At 71.7% G+C, this 17545-nt stretch carries 15 protein-coding genes and 2 pseudogenes; 9 read left to right on the top strand and 8 right to left on the bottom strand.

Annotation, left to right across the window (positions count from 1 at the left end; all coding sequences use genetic code 11):
- Window positions 1–485 (top strand): acyl-CoA carboxylase biotin carboxyl carrier protein subunit (locus IE219_RS19485; protein WP_189979167.1); only part of this gene is annotated, 485 nt, incomplete at its 5' end.
- Between the two features lie 139 nt (window positions 486–624).
- Here IE219_RS19485 and IE219_RS19490 read toward each other — a convergent pair.
- The 3 genes from IE219_RS19490 to IE219_RS19500 form a co-directional block, all read right to left on the bottom strand.
- A complete protein-coding gene (locus IE219_RS19490) occupies window positions 625–1467 on the bottom strand; it encodes an NmrA family NAD(P)-binding protein (RefSeq protein WP_189979169.1) in 843 nt (280 codons plus the stop codon).
- Window positions 1468–1649: 182 nt separating this feature from the next.
- Window positions 1650–2828, bottom strand: coding sequence for an acyl-CoA dehydrogenase family protein (locus tag IE219_RS19495; protein ID WP_189979171.1), 1179 nt, complete (start codon window positions 2826–2828; stop codon window positions 1650–1652).
- Window positions 2829–3178: 350 nt separating this feature from the next.
- Window positions 3179–4615, bottom strand: a complete 1437-nt coding sequence (locus IE219_RS19500; protein WP_189979173.1) for an MFS transporter — start codon at window positions 4613–4615, stop codon at window positions 3179–3181.
- A gap of 218 nt (window positions 4616–4833) precedes the next feature.
- Between IE219_RS19500 and IE219_RS19505 the strand changes: the two genes are divergently transcribed.
- From IE219_RS19505 to IE219_RS19525, 5 genes and pseudogenes are all read left to right on the top strand, one after another.
- The gene (locus IE219_RS19505; protein ID WP_189979175.1) at window positions 4834–5271 is read left to right on the top strand and encodes a winged helix-turn-helix transcriptional regulator; all 438 of its coding nucleotides are present in this window, start codon (window positions 4834–4836) and stop codon (window positions 5269–5271) included.
- Between the two features lie 206 nt (window positions 5272–5477).
- On the top strand, window positions 5478–5852 hold the full coding sequence (locus tag IE219_RS19510; RefSeq protein WP_189979177.1) for a PadR family transcriptional regulator: 375 nt from the start codon (window positions 5478–5480) through the stop codon (window positions 5850–5852).
- Window positions 5849–6460, top strand: a complete 612-nt coding sequence (locus IE219_RS19515; protein WP_189979178.1) for an HAAS signaling domain-containing protein — start codon at window positions 5849–5851, stop codon at window positions 6458–6460. Before IE219_RS19510 ends, IE219_RS19515 begins: the two co-directional genes overlap by 4 nt.
- Before the next feature lie 79 nt (window positions 6461–6539).
- Window positions 6540–7448 (top strand): quinone oxidoreductase family protein, encoded by a 909-nt coding sequence (locus tag IE219_RS19520; protein ID WP_189979181.1) that lies wholly within the window; start codon window positions 6540–6542, stop codon window positions 7446–7448.
- Between the two features lie 40 nt (window positions 7449–7488).
- Window positions 7489–8260, top strand: a pseudogene (locus tag IE219_RS19525) (transposase family protein).
- Window positions 8261–8585: 325 nt separating this feature from the next.
- Here the strand turns inward: IE219_RS19525 and IE219_RS19530 are convergent.
- Together IE219_RS19530 and IE219_RS19535 are read right to left on the bottom strand one after the other, a co-directional pair.
- Window positions 8586–9818, bottom strand: coding sequence for a glycoside hydrolase family 1 protein (locus IE219_RS19530; protein WP_189979182.1), 1233 nt, complete (start codon window positions 9816–9818; stop codon window positions 8586–8588).
- 62 nt (window positions 9819–9880) lie between these two features.
- The gene (locus tag IE219_RS19535) at window positions 9881–11143 is read right to left on the bottom strand and encodes an MFS transporter (protein WP_189979184.1); all 1263 of its coding nucleotides are present in this window, start codon (window positions 11141–11143) and stop codon (window positions 9881–9883) included.
- A gap of 102 nt (window positions 11144–11245) precedes the next feature.
- On the opposite strand from IE219_RS19535, the gene IE219_RS19540 reads away from it, so the two are divergent.
- The gene (locus IE219_RS19540; protein WP_189979186.1) at window positions 11246–11935 is read left to right on the top strand and encodes a TetR family transcriptional regulator; all 690 of its coding nucleotides are present in this window, start codon (window positions 11246–11248) and stop codon (window positions 11933–11935) included.
- A 578-nt stretch (window positions 11936–12513) separates the two neighbouring features.
- Here the strand turns inward: IE219_RS19540 and IE219_RS19545 are convergent.
- Window positions 12514–13101: a TetR/AcrR family transcriptional regulator gene (locus IE219_RS19545; protein ID WP_189979187.1), complete on the bottom strand. Its 588-nt coding sequence runs from the start codon at window positions 13099–13101 to the stop codon at window positions 12514–12516.
- Window positions 13102–13195: 94 nt separating this feature from the next.
- Between IE219_RS19545 and IE219_RS19550 the strand changes: the two genes are divergently transcribed.
- Window positions 13196–15445 (top strand): MMPL family transporter, encoded by a 2250-nt coding sequence (locus tag IE219_RS19550; RefSeq protein ID WP_189979189.1) that lies wholly within the window; start codon window positions 13196–13198, stop codon window positions 15443–15445.
- Here IE219_RS19550 and IE219_RS31820 read toward each other — a convergent pair.
- A pseudogene (locus IE219_RS31820) lies at window positions 15414–15749 on the bottom strand (transposase); the annotation flags it as partial. The gene IE219_RS19550 and the pseudogene IE219_RS31820 sit on opposite strands and share 32 nt — an antisense overlap.
- Before the next feature lie 142 nt (window positions 15750–15891).
- Here IE219_RS31820 and IE219_RS19560 point away from each other — a divergent pair.
- Window positions 15892–16587, top strand: coding sequence for a nitroreductase family protein (locus tag IE219_RS19560; protein ID WP_189979191.1), 696 nt, complete (start codon window positions 15892–15894; stop codon window positions 16585–16587).
- Between the two features lie 21 nt (window positions 16588–16608).
- Here the strand turns inward: IE219_RS19560 and IE219_RS19565 are convergent, their stop codons facing one another.
- Complete coding sequence (locus tag IE219_RS19565; protein WP_189979193.1) at window positions 16609–17508, bottom strand: DUF8832 domain-containing protein; 900 nt, start codon at window positions 17506–17508, stop codon at window positions 16609–16611.
- Window positions 17509–17545: the final 37 nt, after the last annotated feature.

Consider the following 17545-nt stretch of genomic DNA (forward strand, 5'->3'; position numbering starts at 1 on the left):
CCGCCTTCACCACCGACCCCTTCCGCATCCACACCCGCTGGATCGAGACCGAGTTCACCAACGACATCAAACCCTTCGCCCCCGCCACCCCCGGCGGTGACGAGGGCGAGGACGAGACCGGACGCGAGACCATCGTCGTCGAGGTCGGCGGCAAGCGCCTGGAAGTCTCCCTGCCCTCCTCCCTGGGCATGAGCCTGGCCCGCACCGGACTCGCCGCCGGCGCCAAGCCCAAGCGGCGCGCCGCGAAGAAGTCCGGGCCCACCGCCTCCGGTGACACCCTCGCCTCCCCCATGCAGGGCACCATCGTCAAGGTCGCCGTCGAAGACGGCCAGGAAGTCCAGGAAGGCGACCTCATCGTCGTCCTGGAAGCCATGAAGATGGAACAGCCCCTCAACGCCCACAAGACCGGCACCATCACCGGCCTCACCGCCGAAGTCGGCGCCTCCCTCACCTCCGGCGCCACCATCTGCGACATCAAGGTCTGACGGAGAGTACGTGCCGAGGGCCCCGGGCGGACCACCGCCCGGGGCCCTTCCGCGTGTCCGGAGACGGCCCGGGCACACGCGTCGGCCCCCACGGACCCGGGCGGGTCGTGGGGGCCGGTGTGCGGGTGCAGGGCGGTGCTCAGACGTCCCAGACGCCCCGGGCGGCGGCGTCCTTCACGAAGTCGGAGAAGTCCCGGGGCTCGCGGCCCAGGACCCGGCGCACGGTGTCGGTGGGCTCGGCGTTCTTGTTGTCGCGGATCTGGGCGACCAGGTCGGCGACGAAGAGGGCGTAGTCGGCGGGTACGTCGTAGCCGATCAGCTCGTCCACGTACGCCTGGTGGTCGACCGCCGTGTAGCGGATGTCCCGGCCGGTGGCGCGGGCGATCTCGCCGACGGCCTCGTCGAGGGTGAGGGAGCGGGCGCCGCTCAGCTCGTAGGTCTGTCCGGCGTGTCCCTCGTCGAGCAGAGCGGCGACGGCGACGGCGGCGACGTCGTCGGTGTCCACGAAGGGCTCGCGGCCGGAGCCCGCGGGCAGGGCGACGGTGCCGGAGCGGACGCCGTCCAGGAGGACGCCCTCGTCGAAGTTCTGGAAGAACCAGTTGGGGCGCAGCACGGTCCACTCGGCGCCGGACTCGCGCACGGCGCTCTCGCCGGCGATGAGCGACTTGCCTCCGACGCGTTCGGTGACGCGGGCCTGGAGGAGGACCAGACGGCGTACGCCCGCGTCGACGGCCAGGCCGGACAGTTCGCGTATCGCGGCCTCGGCGTCCCAGGCTCCGGGCTTGTCCTGCGCGTCGACGAGGTAGGCCGCGTCGACGCCGGTGAACGCGGGGGCCCAGGTCGTGCGGTCGTCCCAGTCGAAGCGGACGGCCGAGGAGCGGCTCGCGGCGCGGACGGCGGCACCGCGCTCCTTCAGCCGGTCCACCACGCGGCGGCCGGTCTTGCCCGTACCGCCCAGGACGAGAACGGTCTTGTCTGTCATCGCGGAAGCCTTCCTGCGGATTCTTCGGGTTTTCAAGGGAGTTCGGGGCAAAAGGACGGGGTGTGGGGGGTGAGGGTGTGGGGGTATGGAACCGGGCCGCCCGTGGGGGTCGGGCGGCCCGGTGGGTGCTCCGGTGGCCGGAAAGGGGGAAGGGGGGATGCTCCGGCCGCCGGAGAGGCCGGTCAGAGGAAGGGGGTGTCGGGGGCCAGGCCGAGGATGGCCCGGCCGTGGACCTCCTGGTTGGTGTGGAAGGCGAACAGCGCGTGCAGGGACAGGCCGCGCAGGTCGCGGTGGTAGCGCTGGAACGGCACGTCCCGCATGATCACCGAGGCGCCGCTCGCCTCGAAGAGGCCGTCGACGGCCTCCTTCGCGAGCTGGATGGCGTAGGCGGCGCGGCCGCGGGCGGCGGCGCGCTCCTCCACCGACGGGGCCGTACCGGCGTCCGCGTGCTTCTGGAGCTCGCGCAGCCAGCCCTCCTGGAGGGCCTCGGCCGCCGCGATCTTGTTGGCGGCGACGGCGACCTGGACCTGGGTGACCGGGGACTGGCTCTGGTCGGTCCAGGAGGTGTACGTGATGCCCCGGCCCGGCAGGCGGTCCAGGAACAGCTCGTAGGCGCCCTTGGCGATGCCCAGGTAGGCGGCGGCGCCCTGGGCCATGAAGAAGGGGACGAAGGCGTAGTTGCGGCCGGTGGCGCCGGTGTTGGACCGGTCTCCGGTGACGCCGCCGAGGACCTCGATGAGGCTGACCACCCGGTGGGCCGGGACGGTCACGCCGGCCGCGGTGACGGTGGAGCTGCCGGTGCCGGCGGCGGCGGAGGCGTGCCAGTCGTCGGCGATGGTGACCTCGCTGAAGGGGACCAGCGCGGCGAAGGGGGCCGGGGTGCCGTCCGGGCCGGTGAGCAGCGCGGACAGCAGGGCCCAGTCGGCGCCCCGGGAGCCGGAGATCCACTTCCAGGAGCCGTCGAGGGTGTAGCCGCCCTCGGTGGGGGTGAGGGTGCCGGTCGGCGTGAACCCGGTGGAGACGCGGACGGAGCCGTTCGCGTACACCTCCTCCTGCGCCTTGTCGGGGAAGAGGCTCGGGACCCAGGCGGAGGAGACCCAGATCATCGAGACCCAGCCGGTGGCCGTGTCGGCGCGGGCGATCTCGCCGAGGACGCGGGTCTGGTCGGCGACGGAGGCGTCGAGGCCGCCGAAGCGGCGCGGGACGGAGAGGCGGAACACGCCCGCCTTGTCGAGCAGTTCGACGTTCTCGTCCGGGATCCAGCGACGCTCCTCGGCCTCGGGTCCGCTCTTGCGCAGCGTGTCGGCGAGGGCCGTCACCTCGTCCAGCACCGTGGCGACGGCGCTGTCGGTCGTGGTCATCCTGTCTCCTCAGAATCTTCCGCAGCGATTCGGGCGGCCTTTTCTCGGGGCGCCCGGCGACGTCCTCATTCTCTCGGTGCGAGGTCATGCGGGAGTCATCGGACGTTCCCGCCGGGAATTTCCCCGGGTGTTTCCTGGCGGTTACCGGAAGATGAGACGAGGGGCCCTTTCCGGAAACCGTTCCGGAAAAAGCCCCTCGTAAAGAAAAAGCGCATCGCCCTGGCCTGCGGGGGATGTGAAGGCCAGGGCAATGCGGTCCTTGTGCCGGATTTCCGTCCGGCGCTTTCCACGGCGCGGCGCCGCGGTGTTTCCGGGGGCGGGAGAACCCGCCCCCGGGAGGATCCGGCCGGTTACCGGCCCGCTTCGACGGGCTGGGCCGACTTGGTCTCGGTGACCGCCTCCGCGGCCGGCCCGGACTCCTCGATGCCGGAGCGGCTGCGGAGCCCGAAGGCGCTGATGAAGGCGGCGACCAGGGCGGCGACCAGCGGCACGATCAGGGCGGCCTGGTAGCCGTCCAGGAGCGCGGCCGGCGAGGTGCCGTCGGTGGCGCCGATGTTCACGGCGGCCACGGAGGACAGGCCGAGCGCGGCACCGAACTGGAAGGAGGTGTACAGCAGGCCGCCCGCGACGCCCTGCTCCTCCTCGTCGATGCCCTCGGTGGCGACGATGGTGAGCGGTCCGTACGCCAGGGAGAAGGCCAGGCCCAGGATGATCAGGCTCGGGAACATCGCCAGGTACGTCCAGTCGGCGCGGACCGGCAGGAAGAGGGCGTACGAGAGGGCGGCGAGGAGCAGGCCGCCGAAGATGACCCGGGCGTTGCCGAACTTGGCGACCAGCTTGGGCGTCAGGGTCGGCGAGAGGATGGCGTCGATGCCGATGACGATGAGGGCGAAGCTGGTCTCCAGGGTCGACCAGCCGCGCAGTTCCTGGAGGTAGAGCACGGCGACGAACTGGAAGCCGAAGAAGCCCGCGGCGAAGAGCATGCCGGAGAGGTTGGCGCGGACCAGTCCGCCGTTGCGGAAGATGCCCAGGCGGACCAGCGGCGAGGACGACTTGCGCTCGATGAGGATGAAGACGAGGAACAGCAGGAGGCTGGCGCCGATGGTGCCGGCGGTCCAGCCGCCCGTGGCGTGCGCGGCCCGCTCGACGCCGAGGACGAGGAGCAGGATGGCGGCGGTGACGGTGATCGCGCCGCCCAGGTCGATGCTCTGACCGGTGCGGTCGGGGCGCGGCGACTTGGGGATGAGGGTGACGGCGGCGATCAGGATGAGCAGGGTGAGGATGACCGGGGCGAAGAAGACCCAGCGCCAGTCGACGGCCGTCAGCAGACCGCCGACGACGAGGCCGATGGAGAAGCCGCCGGCCGCGGTGCCGGAGTAGACGAGCAGGGCCTTGTTGCGCTGCGGGCCCTCCTCGAAGCTGGTGGTGATGATCGACAGGCCCGCCGGGGTCATGAAGGCCGCGGCGACACCGGTCACGAACCGGGCGACGATCAGCATCCAGCCCTCGGTGGCGAAGCCGCCCAGTCCGGAGAAGAGCAGGAAGACCACGAGCCAGAAGACGAACATCTGGCGGCGGCCGAAGAGGTCGGCGGCCCGGCCTCCCAGGAGCATGAAGCCGCCGTAGCCCAGCACGTAGGCGCTCATCACCCACTGGAGCATGCCGGTGGACATGCCCAGGTCCTCGCGGATCGAGGGCAGCGCCACATTCAGCATGGCGACGTCGATGCCTTCGAGGAAGATCGCGCCACACAGCACGAACAGTACGCCCCACGCGCGTCCGCTCATGCGGTCAGTGCCGCTGTTCGAGGGGGATTGCAGTGTGGACACAGAATTTTCTCCTTGTACGCGAAGGAATAACCAGAGGGAACCGTGCGCATCCTCGTCATGCGGACTTGCAGTTGCCTTGAAGACCGCGTGAGGAGCGGGGCAGGAAGGGGCAGTTACGAAAAAGCCTGCCGGTTCCCGCTTGTAACCACTCGCATCATGGGGCACCGTTGGGAGGCATGGAAGAACGCACTTTAAAGTCACCGAGTCACTGCACGGGTACCGAGCAGGACTACGACGTCCGCCAGTGGGACACCCGGGAAGGGTGTGAGGTCCGGCAGATCCTCGACCGGGTCGCCGACAAGTGGTCGCTGCTCGCCATAGCGCACCTGGAGCGCCAGACCCTGCGCTTCTCCGAACTGCGCCGTCGCATCGAGGGCATCAGCCAGCGCATGCTGACGGTGACCCTGCGCCAGCTGGAGCGGGACGGGCTGGTCACGCGTACCGTCCACCCCGTGGTCCCGCCGCGCGTGGAGTACACCCTGACCCCGCTGGGGGCCACCCTGCACGCCACGATCCAGGCCCTCGTGGACTGGACCGAGGACCACCAGGAGGAGATCGCGGCGGCCCGCGCTTCCTACGACAGCCGGCAGGACGACCTGGCGGCCCTCTCCTAGCCCCGCGCCCCCGCTCCTCTTCCTCCTCCCCGGCCGGGCCGGGGCGCCGTCACCGGCGCCCCGGCCCGGTTCCACGTCTCCCTGCGGAAGACCGCGCGCCGCGAAACAGCAGGTCACATGCCGTGCGGTGGCTGATCGCGCCCCTCGCGGAGGAAAACGGAACCCCCCTGTTCATCTCCGTCGCACGACCAGGTACCTTGTATCGCATGGAACCAGGCGATGCCACTAAGCAGGCCCGCGCGGCCGCCCAGCTGCGCAAGGGGGTCATGGAGTACTGCGTACTCGCCCTCATGCGGGACCGTCCCCGCTACGGCGTGGAGCTCCTCCACGCCCTGGGCGAATCCGGTGCCCTGGCCACCAGCCAGGGCACGGTCTATCCGCTGCTCTCCCGGCTCCGCCGGGACGGCCTGGTCACCACCACCTGGCAGGAGTCCGCCTCCGGACCGCCCCGGCGCTACTACGCGCTCACCGACGGCGGCCGGGCCGCGCTCGACGAGTTCACGCACGTCTGGCCCGACTTCCGCGACACCGTCGACGCCTTCCTGACCCTCCCCCACCCCACCACCGGAGACCTCGCATGAAGACCCCCACCGACCCCGTCCGCGACTACCTCGCCGCCGTCGAGCGCGAGGTCTCCACGCTTCCCGCCGACCGCCGCCAGGAGCTCCTCGCCGACCTCGCCGAGCACATCGCGGTGACCCGCGCCGAACACCCCGGCGCGACGGACGGCGAGGTCCTGGCCGAGCTGGGCGACCCGCGGGTGATCGCGGCGACGGCGCTGGCGGAGGCGGGCGGCGGGACCGCGGCGGCCTGGGGCCGGCCCCCGGAGGAGCCCGCCCGGCGCGGCAGGGTCCACCCCCTGGTGCCGCTGCTGCTGCTCACCGTGCCCTTCGTCCTCGGCACGCTCTCCACCGCGCTCCTGACCGACTCCGCCGCGCCCCAGCTCGCCGTCGGCCTGGTCCGCATCGTCGGCGCGGTCCTCCTGTGCACCTCGGTCTTCTGGACCCCGGTCCAGAAGGTCGTCGGCGTGGTGCTCACCATCGTGCTGTCGAGCGTCGCCAACCTCCTCTGGGAGGAGACCACCATCGCCCCGGCGGGCGACGCCCCGGCCCTGGTGGCGAACCTGGTGACGCTCGTCGTGCTGGCCGCCTCCGCCGCGTGGCTCTGGCGGGTCCGCCGGCGCGTCTGAGCCGGACCCGGGCGGCAGGCGGCGGCGGAAGGGCCGGAACCCCGGCCGCCGGCGCCCGCCGGCCGGTACCGTGCCGATCATGCTCGCGATACGGTTCGACCGTTTCGGCGGTCCCGAAGTGCTCACCCCCGTCGACGTCCCCGCCCCGGAGCCCGGCCCCGGCGACGTCCTGATCGCCGTGGAGGCCGCGGGCGTCAACTTCGCCGACGTGCTCCAGGCGGACGGCTCCTACCTGGACGCCTCCCTGCTGCCGTACGTCCCCGGCGGCGAGGTCGTCGGCCGGACCCCGGACGGCCGGCGGGTCCTGGCCAAGGCCACCGGCGGCTACGCCGAGTGGGCCCTCGCCAAGGAGTCCGCCCTCGTCGAGGTTCCCGAGGAGCTGGACGCCGCCCGGGCCCTCGCCCTCCTGACGCAGGGGCTGACCGCCTGGCACCTGCTGCGCTCGGCGGCCCGGCTGCGCGACGGCGAGAGCGTCGTCGTGCACTCCGCGGCGGGCGGTGTGGGCAGCCTCGCGGTCCAGCTGGCCCGGGAGTTCGGCGCCGGTCGCGTCCTCGCCCAGGCGTCGACGCCCGAGAAGGAGCGCCTCGCCCTGGAGCTGGGCGCCGACGAGGCGGTCCGCTATCCGCTGGAGCGGCGGGCGGACGTCATCCTGGACGCGGCGGGCGGCGCGCTGTTCGCGCACGCGCTGGACTCCCTGGCCGACTTCGGCCGCCTCGTCACCTACGGAAACGCCTCGCGCACCGCGTTCGCCGCCCTCGACCCCGGCCGCCTCGGCCGGCTGAACGCCGCCGTCGTCGGCTTCTGGCTGCGCCCGACCCTGGCCCGCCCGGGGGCCTTCGCCGAACCGCTCGCGGAGCTGTTCGACCTGACGCTCCGGGGACGGCTGCGCCCGGTGGCGGGCCCCTCGTATCCACTCACCGAGGCCCGCACCGCCCACGCCGACCTCCTGGCCCGCCGCACCACCGGCAAGATCGTCCTGCGTCCCTAAAGAGGGTTGCAGAAGGCTCGGTTCCAGGCATTTCCCTTGTATGGGTGGGGTGTTGCGGGCCGAGCCGGTGTGGGTCGAGACGTTTCACGGGCTTGCGGATCGACCGGTTCGCGAAGCTTGTGAAAGTGGTGAAGGAGCGGGGCGGGAACGGTCCCGGTGGTGGCCGGCCGTGGTGCCTGCCTCTGGCAGACCGGGTCCTGCCGGTGGCCGTCTACTACCGCACCAACCTCACCATGCGGCAGCTCGCCCCGCTCTTCGGGATCTGCGCTGCCACCGTCTGCCGGGTCATCCACCGCCTGCGGCCGCTCCTGGCCCTGGAAGCGGCCCTGCGGCCGGTCGCCGGCGTGGACCGGCTGTGGATCGTGGACGGAACCCTGATCCCGGTCCGCGACCGCACAGTGGGAGCCTCGTCCCGCAACTACCGATTCTCGGCGAACGTGCAGGTCATCACCGACTCGGACACCCACCTGGTCATCGCCTCGGCCTGGCCCGCACCGGGCAACAAGGCCGACGCCCACATCTGGCGGGAGTCGGGCCTGACGGCCACCGCGGCCGGGACGACGGTGATCGCGAACAGCGCCTGCCTCGGCACCGGCCTGATCGTCCCGCACCGCAAGAGAGCCGGCCGCCCCCTCCTGCGCGGCCAGGAGGAACACAACGCCGAACACCGGCACGTCCGAGCCCGCGTCGAGCACACCTTCGCCCGGATGAAGAACTGGAAGATCCTCCACGACTGCCGCCAGAAAGGAGACGGCCTCCACCACGCGGTCCAGGCCGTCGCCACCATGCACAACCTCGCCATGACACGGTGAAACAGCAGGCCAGATACCACTCCAGCCCGCCCAAGCCGACCTTCTGCAACACCCTTTAGGCCCTTGAAATCAATGCCGCCGCCGGAGTCAAGGCCGAGGACGCGCTCGCCTTTGTGCGGAGGTTGGCCACCGCGGTGGGATTGCCGCAGCAGAGTTCCTGGGGGCGAGGGTAACGAGGAAAGAGAAGAAGAAAGAGGAGGGGGAACGGCCCCCGATCCTGGTGTCAGGTCCGGGGCGGGGGCCGTTCGGCAGGTGGGGCGCTCGATGTGCCTGGGAGGCGGATGCCGAGGTGGGGCGCGGTTTCGGCATCCGCCGGTGCCGTCCGTCAGGCGGTGGGCCAACGGCGGTCGCGGCCGGCCGTGCCGAGCCAGCTGGCGGAGGGCTTGGGGGTGCGGGCGAAGGTAGTGCGGTCGACGGCGATGAGGCCGAAGGTGGGCCGGTAGCTGCCCCACTCGTAGTTGTCGAGGGCGCTCCAGTGGAAATAGCCGTGTACGTCGACGCCATCGGCCATGGCGTCGACGAGACCGGCCAGGGCACCGGAGGTGTAGGCGACGCGGCGCGTGTCGTCGTCGGTGGCGATGCCGTTCTCCGTCACGACGAGCGGGACGCCGGGGACGAGCTCGGCGGCCCTGCGTACGGCCTCGCCGAGGGCCTGCGGGTAGAACTCCCAGCCGGTGAGGGTGCGTTCTGTGTCCTCGGGGACGGGCAGGAGGCCGTCGGGGCCGACCACGACGCGGGTGTATGTCTGGATGCCGAGCCAGTCGTCGTCGCGGGCCGCTTCCAGGAAGACGTCCTGGCGCGGGCGACTGTACGCTTCGACGGTCGCCTTCGCGCCGTCGAGCGCCTGGCATGCCTGGACGGAGACGGACCAGCCAGTGCGGACGTGCGGTGCGTGGGACTTGACCACTTCGACGGCACGGTGGTGGGCGCGGACCATGACCTCGGTGAGACGGGCGTCCGGCGCGGGCAGTCCAGTGCTAGCGAGTTGTTCGGGCAGCACGTCGGACGGTGCGCCTGCGGCAGCCTGGGCCAAGACGGGCAGCAGGGCGGCGACCATGTTGGGTTCGTTGATGGTGCAGACGTGCTCGACGCCGTCGGCGTAGACCGGGGCGGCGGCCTCGACGAAGCGGGCGAAGCTGTCGACGGCGTCCTCGGCGTACCACGAGCCCCGGGCGGAGAACCAGCGCGGCGTGGTGAAGTGGTTGAGCGTCACCATCGGGCGCAGGCCGCGTGCGCGGGCGCCTTCGACCATGCGGCGGTAGTGGTCGATCGCGGCGTGGGAGATCTCGCCGGGGGCCGGCTCGATGCGGGCCCACTCGATGCTGAACCGGTAGTCGGTGAAGCCGAGCGCAGCGAGCAGGTCCATGTCCTCGGGCCAGCGGTGGAAGCTGTCGCAGGCGTCGCCGCTGGGCTCTTCGATGTGCCCGATGCCGTGTTCCAGGGCGAGGTGTTCCAGCTCCCACCAGTCGCTGTTGTGGTTGGCGCCCTCGGTCTGGTGGGCGGCCGTGGAGGCCCCCCAGAGGAAGCCCTCGGGCAGGGTGGTGCGGGGGTCAGACATGGTGCTTGCTCCTGTGCGGGAAGGGGATGGTGATGCCGTGGAGAGGGGAGGGCCGGCGGGCGTCAGGCGACGCGGCGCAGCGGCAGGACACAGAGTCCGCCGATGAGGGTGAGGACGATGGCGAGGACGAACAGTGCCGGGTATCCGAAGGCGGGCACGACCACGCTCGCGGTGATCGGTGCGAGCAGTTGTGGCAGGGTGTTGGCGATGTTGAGGAAGCCGAGGTCCTTGGCGCGGTTCTCCTGGTGGGGCAGCACCTCGGAGACGAGGGCCTGGTCGACCGCGCCGAAGCAGCCCAGGCCGAGGGCCGCGGCGCCGGTGAAGAAGTAGAAGGACCACAGGGCCGGGGCGAGCACCAGGGGAAGGATCGCGGCGGCCATGACGGCGGTGCCGGCCAGGATGAACACCTTGCGGCGCCGGAGCCGGTCCGAGAGGGGCCCGCACACGGCGATGGCGGTGCCGGTCGCGAGCGCGGAGACGATCGCACCCAGCGCGATGACCGAGCCGGCGTGGGCGGTGGTCAGGTGCAGGTGGTCGGTCAGCGTGTACAGCTGGTAGACGAGGACGAGGTTGATCCCGAGCAGGGCGAGCAGCCGTCCGCCCAGCGCCCAGAAGAAGTCGGCGTCCTTCGGCGGCAGCATGCCCCGGCCCAGCTCCCGAAGGGAGAACGGCGGGCGGGTCAGGTCCCTGGAGGACGTGTCCGGGGCGGCGAGGAAGAACAGCAGGGCGCCCGCCGCGATCAGCCAGGGCAGCCACCTGAGTCCCAGCGTCGGTGCGGTGACCAGCGCGCCGGCCGCGACCGCGCCGAGGCTCTGCCCGACCAGCGTGCCGAGGCCGGTCCAGGCTGACGCCTTCCCCAGGCGCTCCGACGGGACCCGGTCGGGAAGCACCGCGTACAGCGGAGCCAGCATCGCGTTGAGTGCGATCTGGAACGCCACGACCAGGATGAGGAGCCCGGCGAAGCCGTCCGCGAAGGACACGGCGCTGAGGCAGCAGGCGGCGGCGAGGCCGCCGGCGGCGATCCACGGGTTGCGGCGGCCGTGGCGGGAGCGGGTGCGGTCCGACAGGAGGCCGAAGGTGATGTTGGCGACCAGGGCGGTGGCCGCTCCGACCGTGGCCAGGACGGCGAAGTGGGTGAGTTTGGTGGCGGGGTCGAGCTCCTCCAGACGTGCCTGGAGGAGGGTCAGGCCGCCGGCGGCGGGAAGTGCCCAGCTCAGATGGGTGGCGGCGAGCAGGGGGCCCAGCCGGGCGGCTCTCGCGGGGGGCTTCTCGGTGTCGGTGACGTCTTCGACCGACGTCGGACCGGCGGGTGGGGTGCGGATCACGGACGGCTCCTACCTGCCGTGTGGCGTGCAAGTTTCCTCAAGGTAACCAACGAAAACATTGATGGTCAAGGTTTTGATTGGAGGCTCGTTAGACTCCTCTCCATGAGCACTCCCAGGGGCCCGTACGCGAAGACCGCGGCGAAGCGGCAGAAGATCATCGAGGCCGCGCTGGCGGCGTACGCGGAGGCGGGCAGCCGCAAGGTGTCGGTACGGGACATCGCTCAGCGCGCCGGCATGACGGACGCGGGAGTCCTGCATCACTTCGGCGGCCGTGAGGCCCTGCTCACCGCTGTGCTGGAAGCCCGCGACGCGGCCGGCACCGAGGTCTACGGTTCCTTCGAGAAGCCCGGCGCCGGCTACGCGGACATGCTGGCGCAGAACGCAGCGACCCCCGGCCTGGTCAAGCTTTTCGTCGACCTCGCCGCGGCGGCGGCCGAACCCGAGCACCCTGCCCACGACTTCTTCACCCGGCGCTACGAGCGTTTCCGCACCGAACTGACGGCCGCTCTCACGGACAGGGCGGCCGAGCGGGGCCGGGAGGCCACCGGCGCCGGGTCCCGCCTCGGCTCCACCTCGGCGGCGGGACCCGTCGATCCGGCCTGGGCCGCGCGCATCCTCATCGCGGCGACCGACGGGCTCCAGCTCCAATGGCTGCTCAACCCCGAGATCGACATGGCCGCCGACCTCGACCGCCTCGCTGACCTGCTGATCGACCGCACAGGCGCGAGTCCGGACGCGGAGGCGGCCGGATATACGGGGACGGGCGCCTCCGCGTCCGGACTCGCACCCTGAGGAGCCATCCTCCCTCTCCGTACGCCGCGAGGTACCTTCCCCTCGGCCGCAAGGCTCGGGCGCTGCAGGCGGCGCCGCCTGGGCCATCGAGACCCTGTGCGCCTTCATCAAGGGGCGGTGCAACGCCGCCTTTCTCTTTGTCCGCTGCGACGCGCTCCCGCGCCGCCCCGCCCGCGCAGGCCGGCCCCTGCCGTGCCTCCTCGCCCGGCACGCCGTCGAGATCGGCATCGCCCTCAAGGTTCTCCCATGGCGCGGACACCCCTGACGCCACCGGAAGGGGCAGGACAAGGTCTCATCCGGCCGTTCAGCCGAGGGCGCGGCGAAGCCCGCCGGGTGCGAGCCTCTGAAGCACGGGGCGTCTTCGGGTGCGCCCTGCCGATCAGCGGATCGCCTGCCCCGTCACGCGGAATGACGTCAGGTGCCGCACCCCCGCGCCCGCAGGGGCCGGGATGCGCAAGCGCAGGATGACCGGCGGTACGACGGCTGCCGCGCTTCGGCCGATGCCGGTGGTGTCGGCCGAAGCGCGGCGCGAGGGCATCGGAATGCTCCTCGCTCAGGGAGCCGGCGGAGCGTCTGGGTCAGTCCAATGACCCAGCGGGCAATGCTGCGATGCCGCCGACCAGGAACGCGATGGCGGAGTCGATGCTCTCCTGCATCGGGTGGTTCAGGCACACCTCGGCGACCACCGCCGCTGAGGCCGCTGCGACCATCCGAGGTGCGAACGAGTCGGGATCAGCTCCCCGCTCGGCGGCGAAGATCCGTGCGCCGTTCTGGATCACCTGGGTGAAGCGACTGTTGGCGATTGCCCGGAGTTGCGGGTTCCGGTCGATCATCCGATCCCACAGCATGTCCAGCTCGGCCGTTTCGTCGCTCTCGGCGAGGTGCTGGCGCAGCCACGCCTCCAGCGCACCCAGCGTGCTGAGGCCCTCGTCCCGTTCGGCGAGCGCCCGGCTCAGCTGCCCGGTGAACTCCTCCAGGCGCGAGGTGGCCAGGTCCAGCTTCGTGGGGAAGTACAGCGTCACGGTGCGCGGCGAGACCTCGGCAGCCTCGGCGACGTCGGCGACCGTCGTCGCGTCGAACCCGCGCTCCTCGAACAGTTTGTACGCCGCACGCAGGATCGCTTCCCTGCGCCGAGCCTTGCCGCGCTCTCTCACACCCTCAGCCATGCGCAAATCCTACACCTGAAAGCATTTTTACAGCTCACTGCAAAAATGCTTTAGGCTGTAAAAACTTGCAGGGTTCGTCGGAAGCGAGGACGTCATGGCATCGGTGCTGTACAGGTGGGGGCGCTGGGCGGCACGCCGCCGCGGACGCGTCATAGGCATGTGGCTACTGCTGCTCGCACTGATCGGCAGCCTCGGCCTGTCCCTGGCCGGACCCGTCAGCAAGAACCTCACCGTCCCCGGCATCGAGTCCCAGCAGGCCCAGAGCCTCCTGCGCCAGAAGATGCCCGAGGCCGCGGGCGGCACCATGCGCATCGTCGTCGCCGCGCCCCAGGGCGCCACCCTCGACGCCGAGAACGCGAAGGCTGCCGTCGGCCGTGGCCTCGCCGCGGCAGCCCGGGTCCCCGGAGTCGTCCACGTCACCGACCCCTACAAGAGCCAGACCCTCTCCCCGGACCGCACGATCGCCTTCGCCGACGTCCAGTTCCGCGACGCCGCCGACGAGATCCCCGACACCGCGAAGGACGCCCTCGCCGGCTCCCTGGCCCCCGCCCGCGACGCCGGCCTGCAGGTCGAGTACGGCGGCTCCGTCATGGATCCCGACACCGAGGTCGGAGGACCCGCCGAGATCGTCGGCGTCGTCGTCGCCTTCGCCGTCCTCGCCGTCGCCCTCGGCTCCCTCATCGCCGCCGGTCTGCCCCTGCTGACAGCGCTCATCGGCGTCGGGATCGGTGTCCTCGGCGTCCAATTCATCGCCAACGCAGTCGAGATGACCAGCACCGCCACCGTCCTGGCCCTGATGATCGGCCTGGCCGTCGGCATCGACTACGCCCTGTTCATCCTCGCCCGCCATCGCGAGCAACTCGCCGACCCCGACACTGATGTCGAGGAATCAGCTGCCCGCGCCACCGCCACCGCCGGCAGCGCCGTCGTCTTCGCCGGCGCCACTGTGATCATCGCGCTGGCCGCGCTCGCCGTCACCGGCGTCCCCTTCCTCACCGTCATGGGCCTGGCCGCCGCCGCCACCGTGCTGCTCGCGGTCCTCATCGCCGTCACGCTCGTCCCCGCGCTTCTGGGCCTGCTCGGCGAACGGCTGCGCCCACGCGCACCGAAGACCAACAGGCGCAAGGACACCACCTGGTCGCTGGTCTGGGCCCGCACCGTCACTCGCAAGCCCCTGCTGGTCCTGCTGGCCGGAACCCTCGGACTCCTCGCCGTGGCCATGCCCGCCAAGGACCTGCGCCTGGGCCTGCCCAGCCACGCCTCCCAGCCCGCCACCACCACCCAGCACAAGAGCTACGACCTGCTCACCAAGGGCTTCGGCCCCGGCTTCAACGCCACCCTCACCGCGGTGGTCGACACCAGCCGCATCCCGGCCATCGACCGCGAGGCCGCCCTCGGCCGCCTGGCCACCTCACTCGATCGAGTCCCCGGCCTCACCCGCGTCGGCACTCCGATCCCCAACAGTGACACCACCCTCGCCGCCATACCCGTCATCCCTGCCACCGGCCCCGACGACAAGGCCACCACCGACCTCGTCGCCCACCTGCGCGACCTGAAGGCTGGTGCAGCCCGCGACGGCGCCACCCTCTACATCGCCGGCGCCACCGCCGCCGCCATCGACGTCTCCGCCAAACTCGCCGACGCCCTGCCCCTGTTCATCGCCATCATCGTCATCCTCGCGCTGGCCCTGCTGACCATCGCCTTCCGCTCCGTGCTCGTCCCCCTCAAGGCCGTCGCCGGGTTCCTGCTCTCCATCGCCGCCTCCCTCGGTGCCACCGTGTGGGTTTTCCAGAGCGGTCACCTCAACGGCCTGCTCGACATCCCCACCGCCGGCCCCGTCACCGCCTTCCTCCCCGTCCTGCTGATCGGCGTCCTGTTCGGCCTCGCCATGGACTACGAAGTCTTCCTCGTCAGCCGCATGCGAGAACACTTCCAGCACACCCGTGACGCCGACGAAGCGGTCACCCACGGCGTCGCCGCCAGCGGACGCGTCGTCACTGCAGCTGCCCTCATCATGGTCGCCGTCTTCGGCGGCTTTGTCTTCAACCACGACCCGATCATCAAATCCATCGGATTCGCCCTCGCCATCGGCGTGTTCATCGACGCCTTCATCGTCCGCATGACCCTCGTCCCCGCCGCCATGGCCCTTCTCGGCCACCGAGCCTGGACGCTCCCCCGCTGGCTCGACCGGATCACTCCCGACGTCGACGTCGAAGGCACCAACCTCCCCCAGCCTCCGGCCAAGACCATTGCCTCCGCCACCGAGCGGACCCCAGACCCTGCCGACCACTCCCAGGTTCTGTCGTCAAATGTCACACCCACATCAGGAGTGACGCGAGGGTGACAGCTGCTTCGCAGGACTCGGCGGTCTTGTCGTAGCGGGTGGCGATCTCTCGCCACTGCTTCAGACGGTTGAAGCACCGTTCCACGACGTTGCGGTGCTCGTACGCCTCGCGGTCGAAGGCCGGCGGGCGGCCTCCGCGGCTGCCGCGCCCGGCCCGGTTGCCGACCTGGTCAACCCGCTCGGGAATCGTGTGCGGGATGCCCCGCCGGCGGAGCCAGGCGCGGATGGCTTGGGAGCTGTAGCCCTTGTCGCCCAGGACGTGATCGGGCCGGGTCCGGGGCCGACCGGGGCACCCGGATCTAGGGCCTGTCCGGAAAGTCCCCAGGGGTGTCCGGCGGACCTTCGCGGGACAGGCCCCGGGAGAACGCCGGAGCGGGGCAAGTCCGCTCCGTCTTCAGCCGGTTGAGGTGTTTACCCGGGGCCGCCGGACGTGCTGTGCTGCTCCTATGGACCAGACCATTGAACCGGGCGGGACGCCGGCCACCGCCGCACCGGCCCACCCCACCGTTCCTCACCGGCCGCTGACCGTGCCGGCCGGCGAGGCGGAGGCACGGGCCCGCGCCTTCCACGAGGTGATGGACCGCCGCCGCACCGTGCGCGACTTCAGCGACCGCCCGCTGCCCGAGGGCGTGGTGGAGTGGGCGATCCGCACCGCCGCCACCGCGCCCAGCGGGGCGCACGTCCAGCCGTGGCGCTTCGTCGTCCTCACCGACCCGGAGCGCAAGCGGCGGCTGCGCGAGGCGGCCGAGGCGGAGGAGCGGGAGTTCTACGCCCGCCGGGCCTCCCCCGAGTGGCTGGAGGCCCTGGCGCCGCTGGGCACCGACTGGAGCAAGCCGTTCCTGGAGACCGCGCCCGCGGTGATCGTGGTCTTCGAGGTGCACAAGGGGCCCGACTCGCCGCGCCCGTACTACACGAAGGAGTCGGTCGGCATCTCCGTCGGCCTGCTGCTGGCCACCCTCCACCAGGCGGGGCTGGCGACGCTCACCCACACGCCGAGCCCGATGCGTTTCCTGAACGAGGTCTGCGACCGGCCGCCGGAGGAGCGGGCCGCGTACGTCGTCCCGGTCGGCTACCCGGCCGAGGACGCCAGGGTCCCCGACCTGCGCCGCAAGAGCCTGGAGCAGGTGATGGTCCGCCTCTGACCCGGCCGGGCGCCCGCGCGGTCAGTGGTGCGCGTGGGCGCCGTGGTGCCCTCCATGTCCCCCGTGCTCCCCGTGCGCTCCGTGTCCGGGCGCGGCGGGGGACTCCGCGTCCGGGCCGGGGGCGGCCGTGGCGGTCCGCACCGTGAACTCCGCGGTGCGGACGGTGTCGTCGTGGCGGAAGTCGAGGTAGAGCCGGTAGGTGCCGGCCGTGGGCGCGACCGCCACGAAGGAGATGCCGGGCCCCGACGCGGTGACCCCGTCGCCGGGCTCGCCCTCCGGGTGGACGTGGAGGTAGCCGAGGTCGCCGGCGCGCAGGGCGACGAGGTGCCCGTAGGCGGCGAGGTAGGGCTGGAGGTCGGTGACGGGGCGGCCGTCCCGGCTGACGGTGAGGGTCAGTTCGCCCGGCGCGCCGGGCAGCAGGTCGCCGTCGAGGGTGACGGTGTACGCGTCCACCCGCGCGGTCCTGGTGGGCTCGGGGAGCGGCCGGGGGTCGTAGGTCCCGGCGACGGCGGCGTCGATGCCGAGGGTGAGGGTGCCGTCGTGACCGGCCGGGTGGATGTCGGTGAAGAAGCGCCAGTCGCCCGGCTCCAGGGCCAGTTCGACGCTCCAGTCGCCCTTCGCGTCCCGCACCGGGTGCACGTGCTGGAAGCCCGTGGTGTCGCGCCGGACGGCGATGAAGTGCAGGTCCTTCTCGTGCTCGGGGACGAAGTCGGTGACGGGCCGCCCGTCGGGGCCGATCACCCGGAAGCCGATCGTCCGCACACCGGCCGGGAGGACGGTGGCGTCGAGTTCGAGGGCGTAGCCGTCCTCGGAGACCGACAGCCCGCCGGGCCGGCCGCCGTGGGCGGCGTGGTCGCCGTGGCCCGCGTGCCCGGCGTGGGCGCCGTGCGGGGTCTGCTCGTGTCCGGCGTGCTGGTTCATGACGTCTCCCTTGGTGTACCGCACCGTCTGGCGCCGT

Origin of the sequence: Streptomyces termitum, from assembly GCF_014650175.1 — a bacterium.
GTDB classification, from domain to species: domain Bacteria; phylum Actinomycetota; class Actinomycetes; order Streptomycetales; family Streptomycetaceae; genus Streptomyces; species Streptomyces termitum.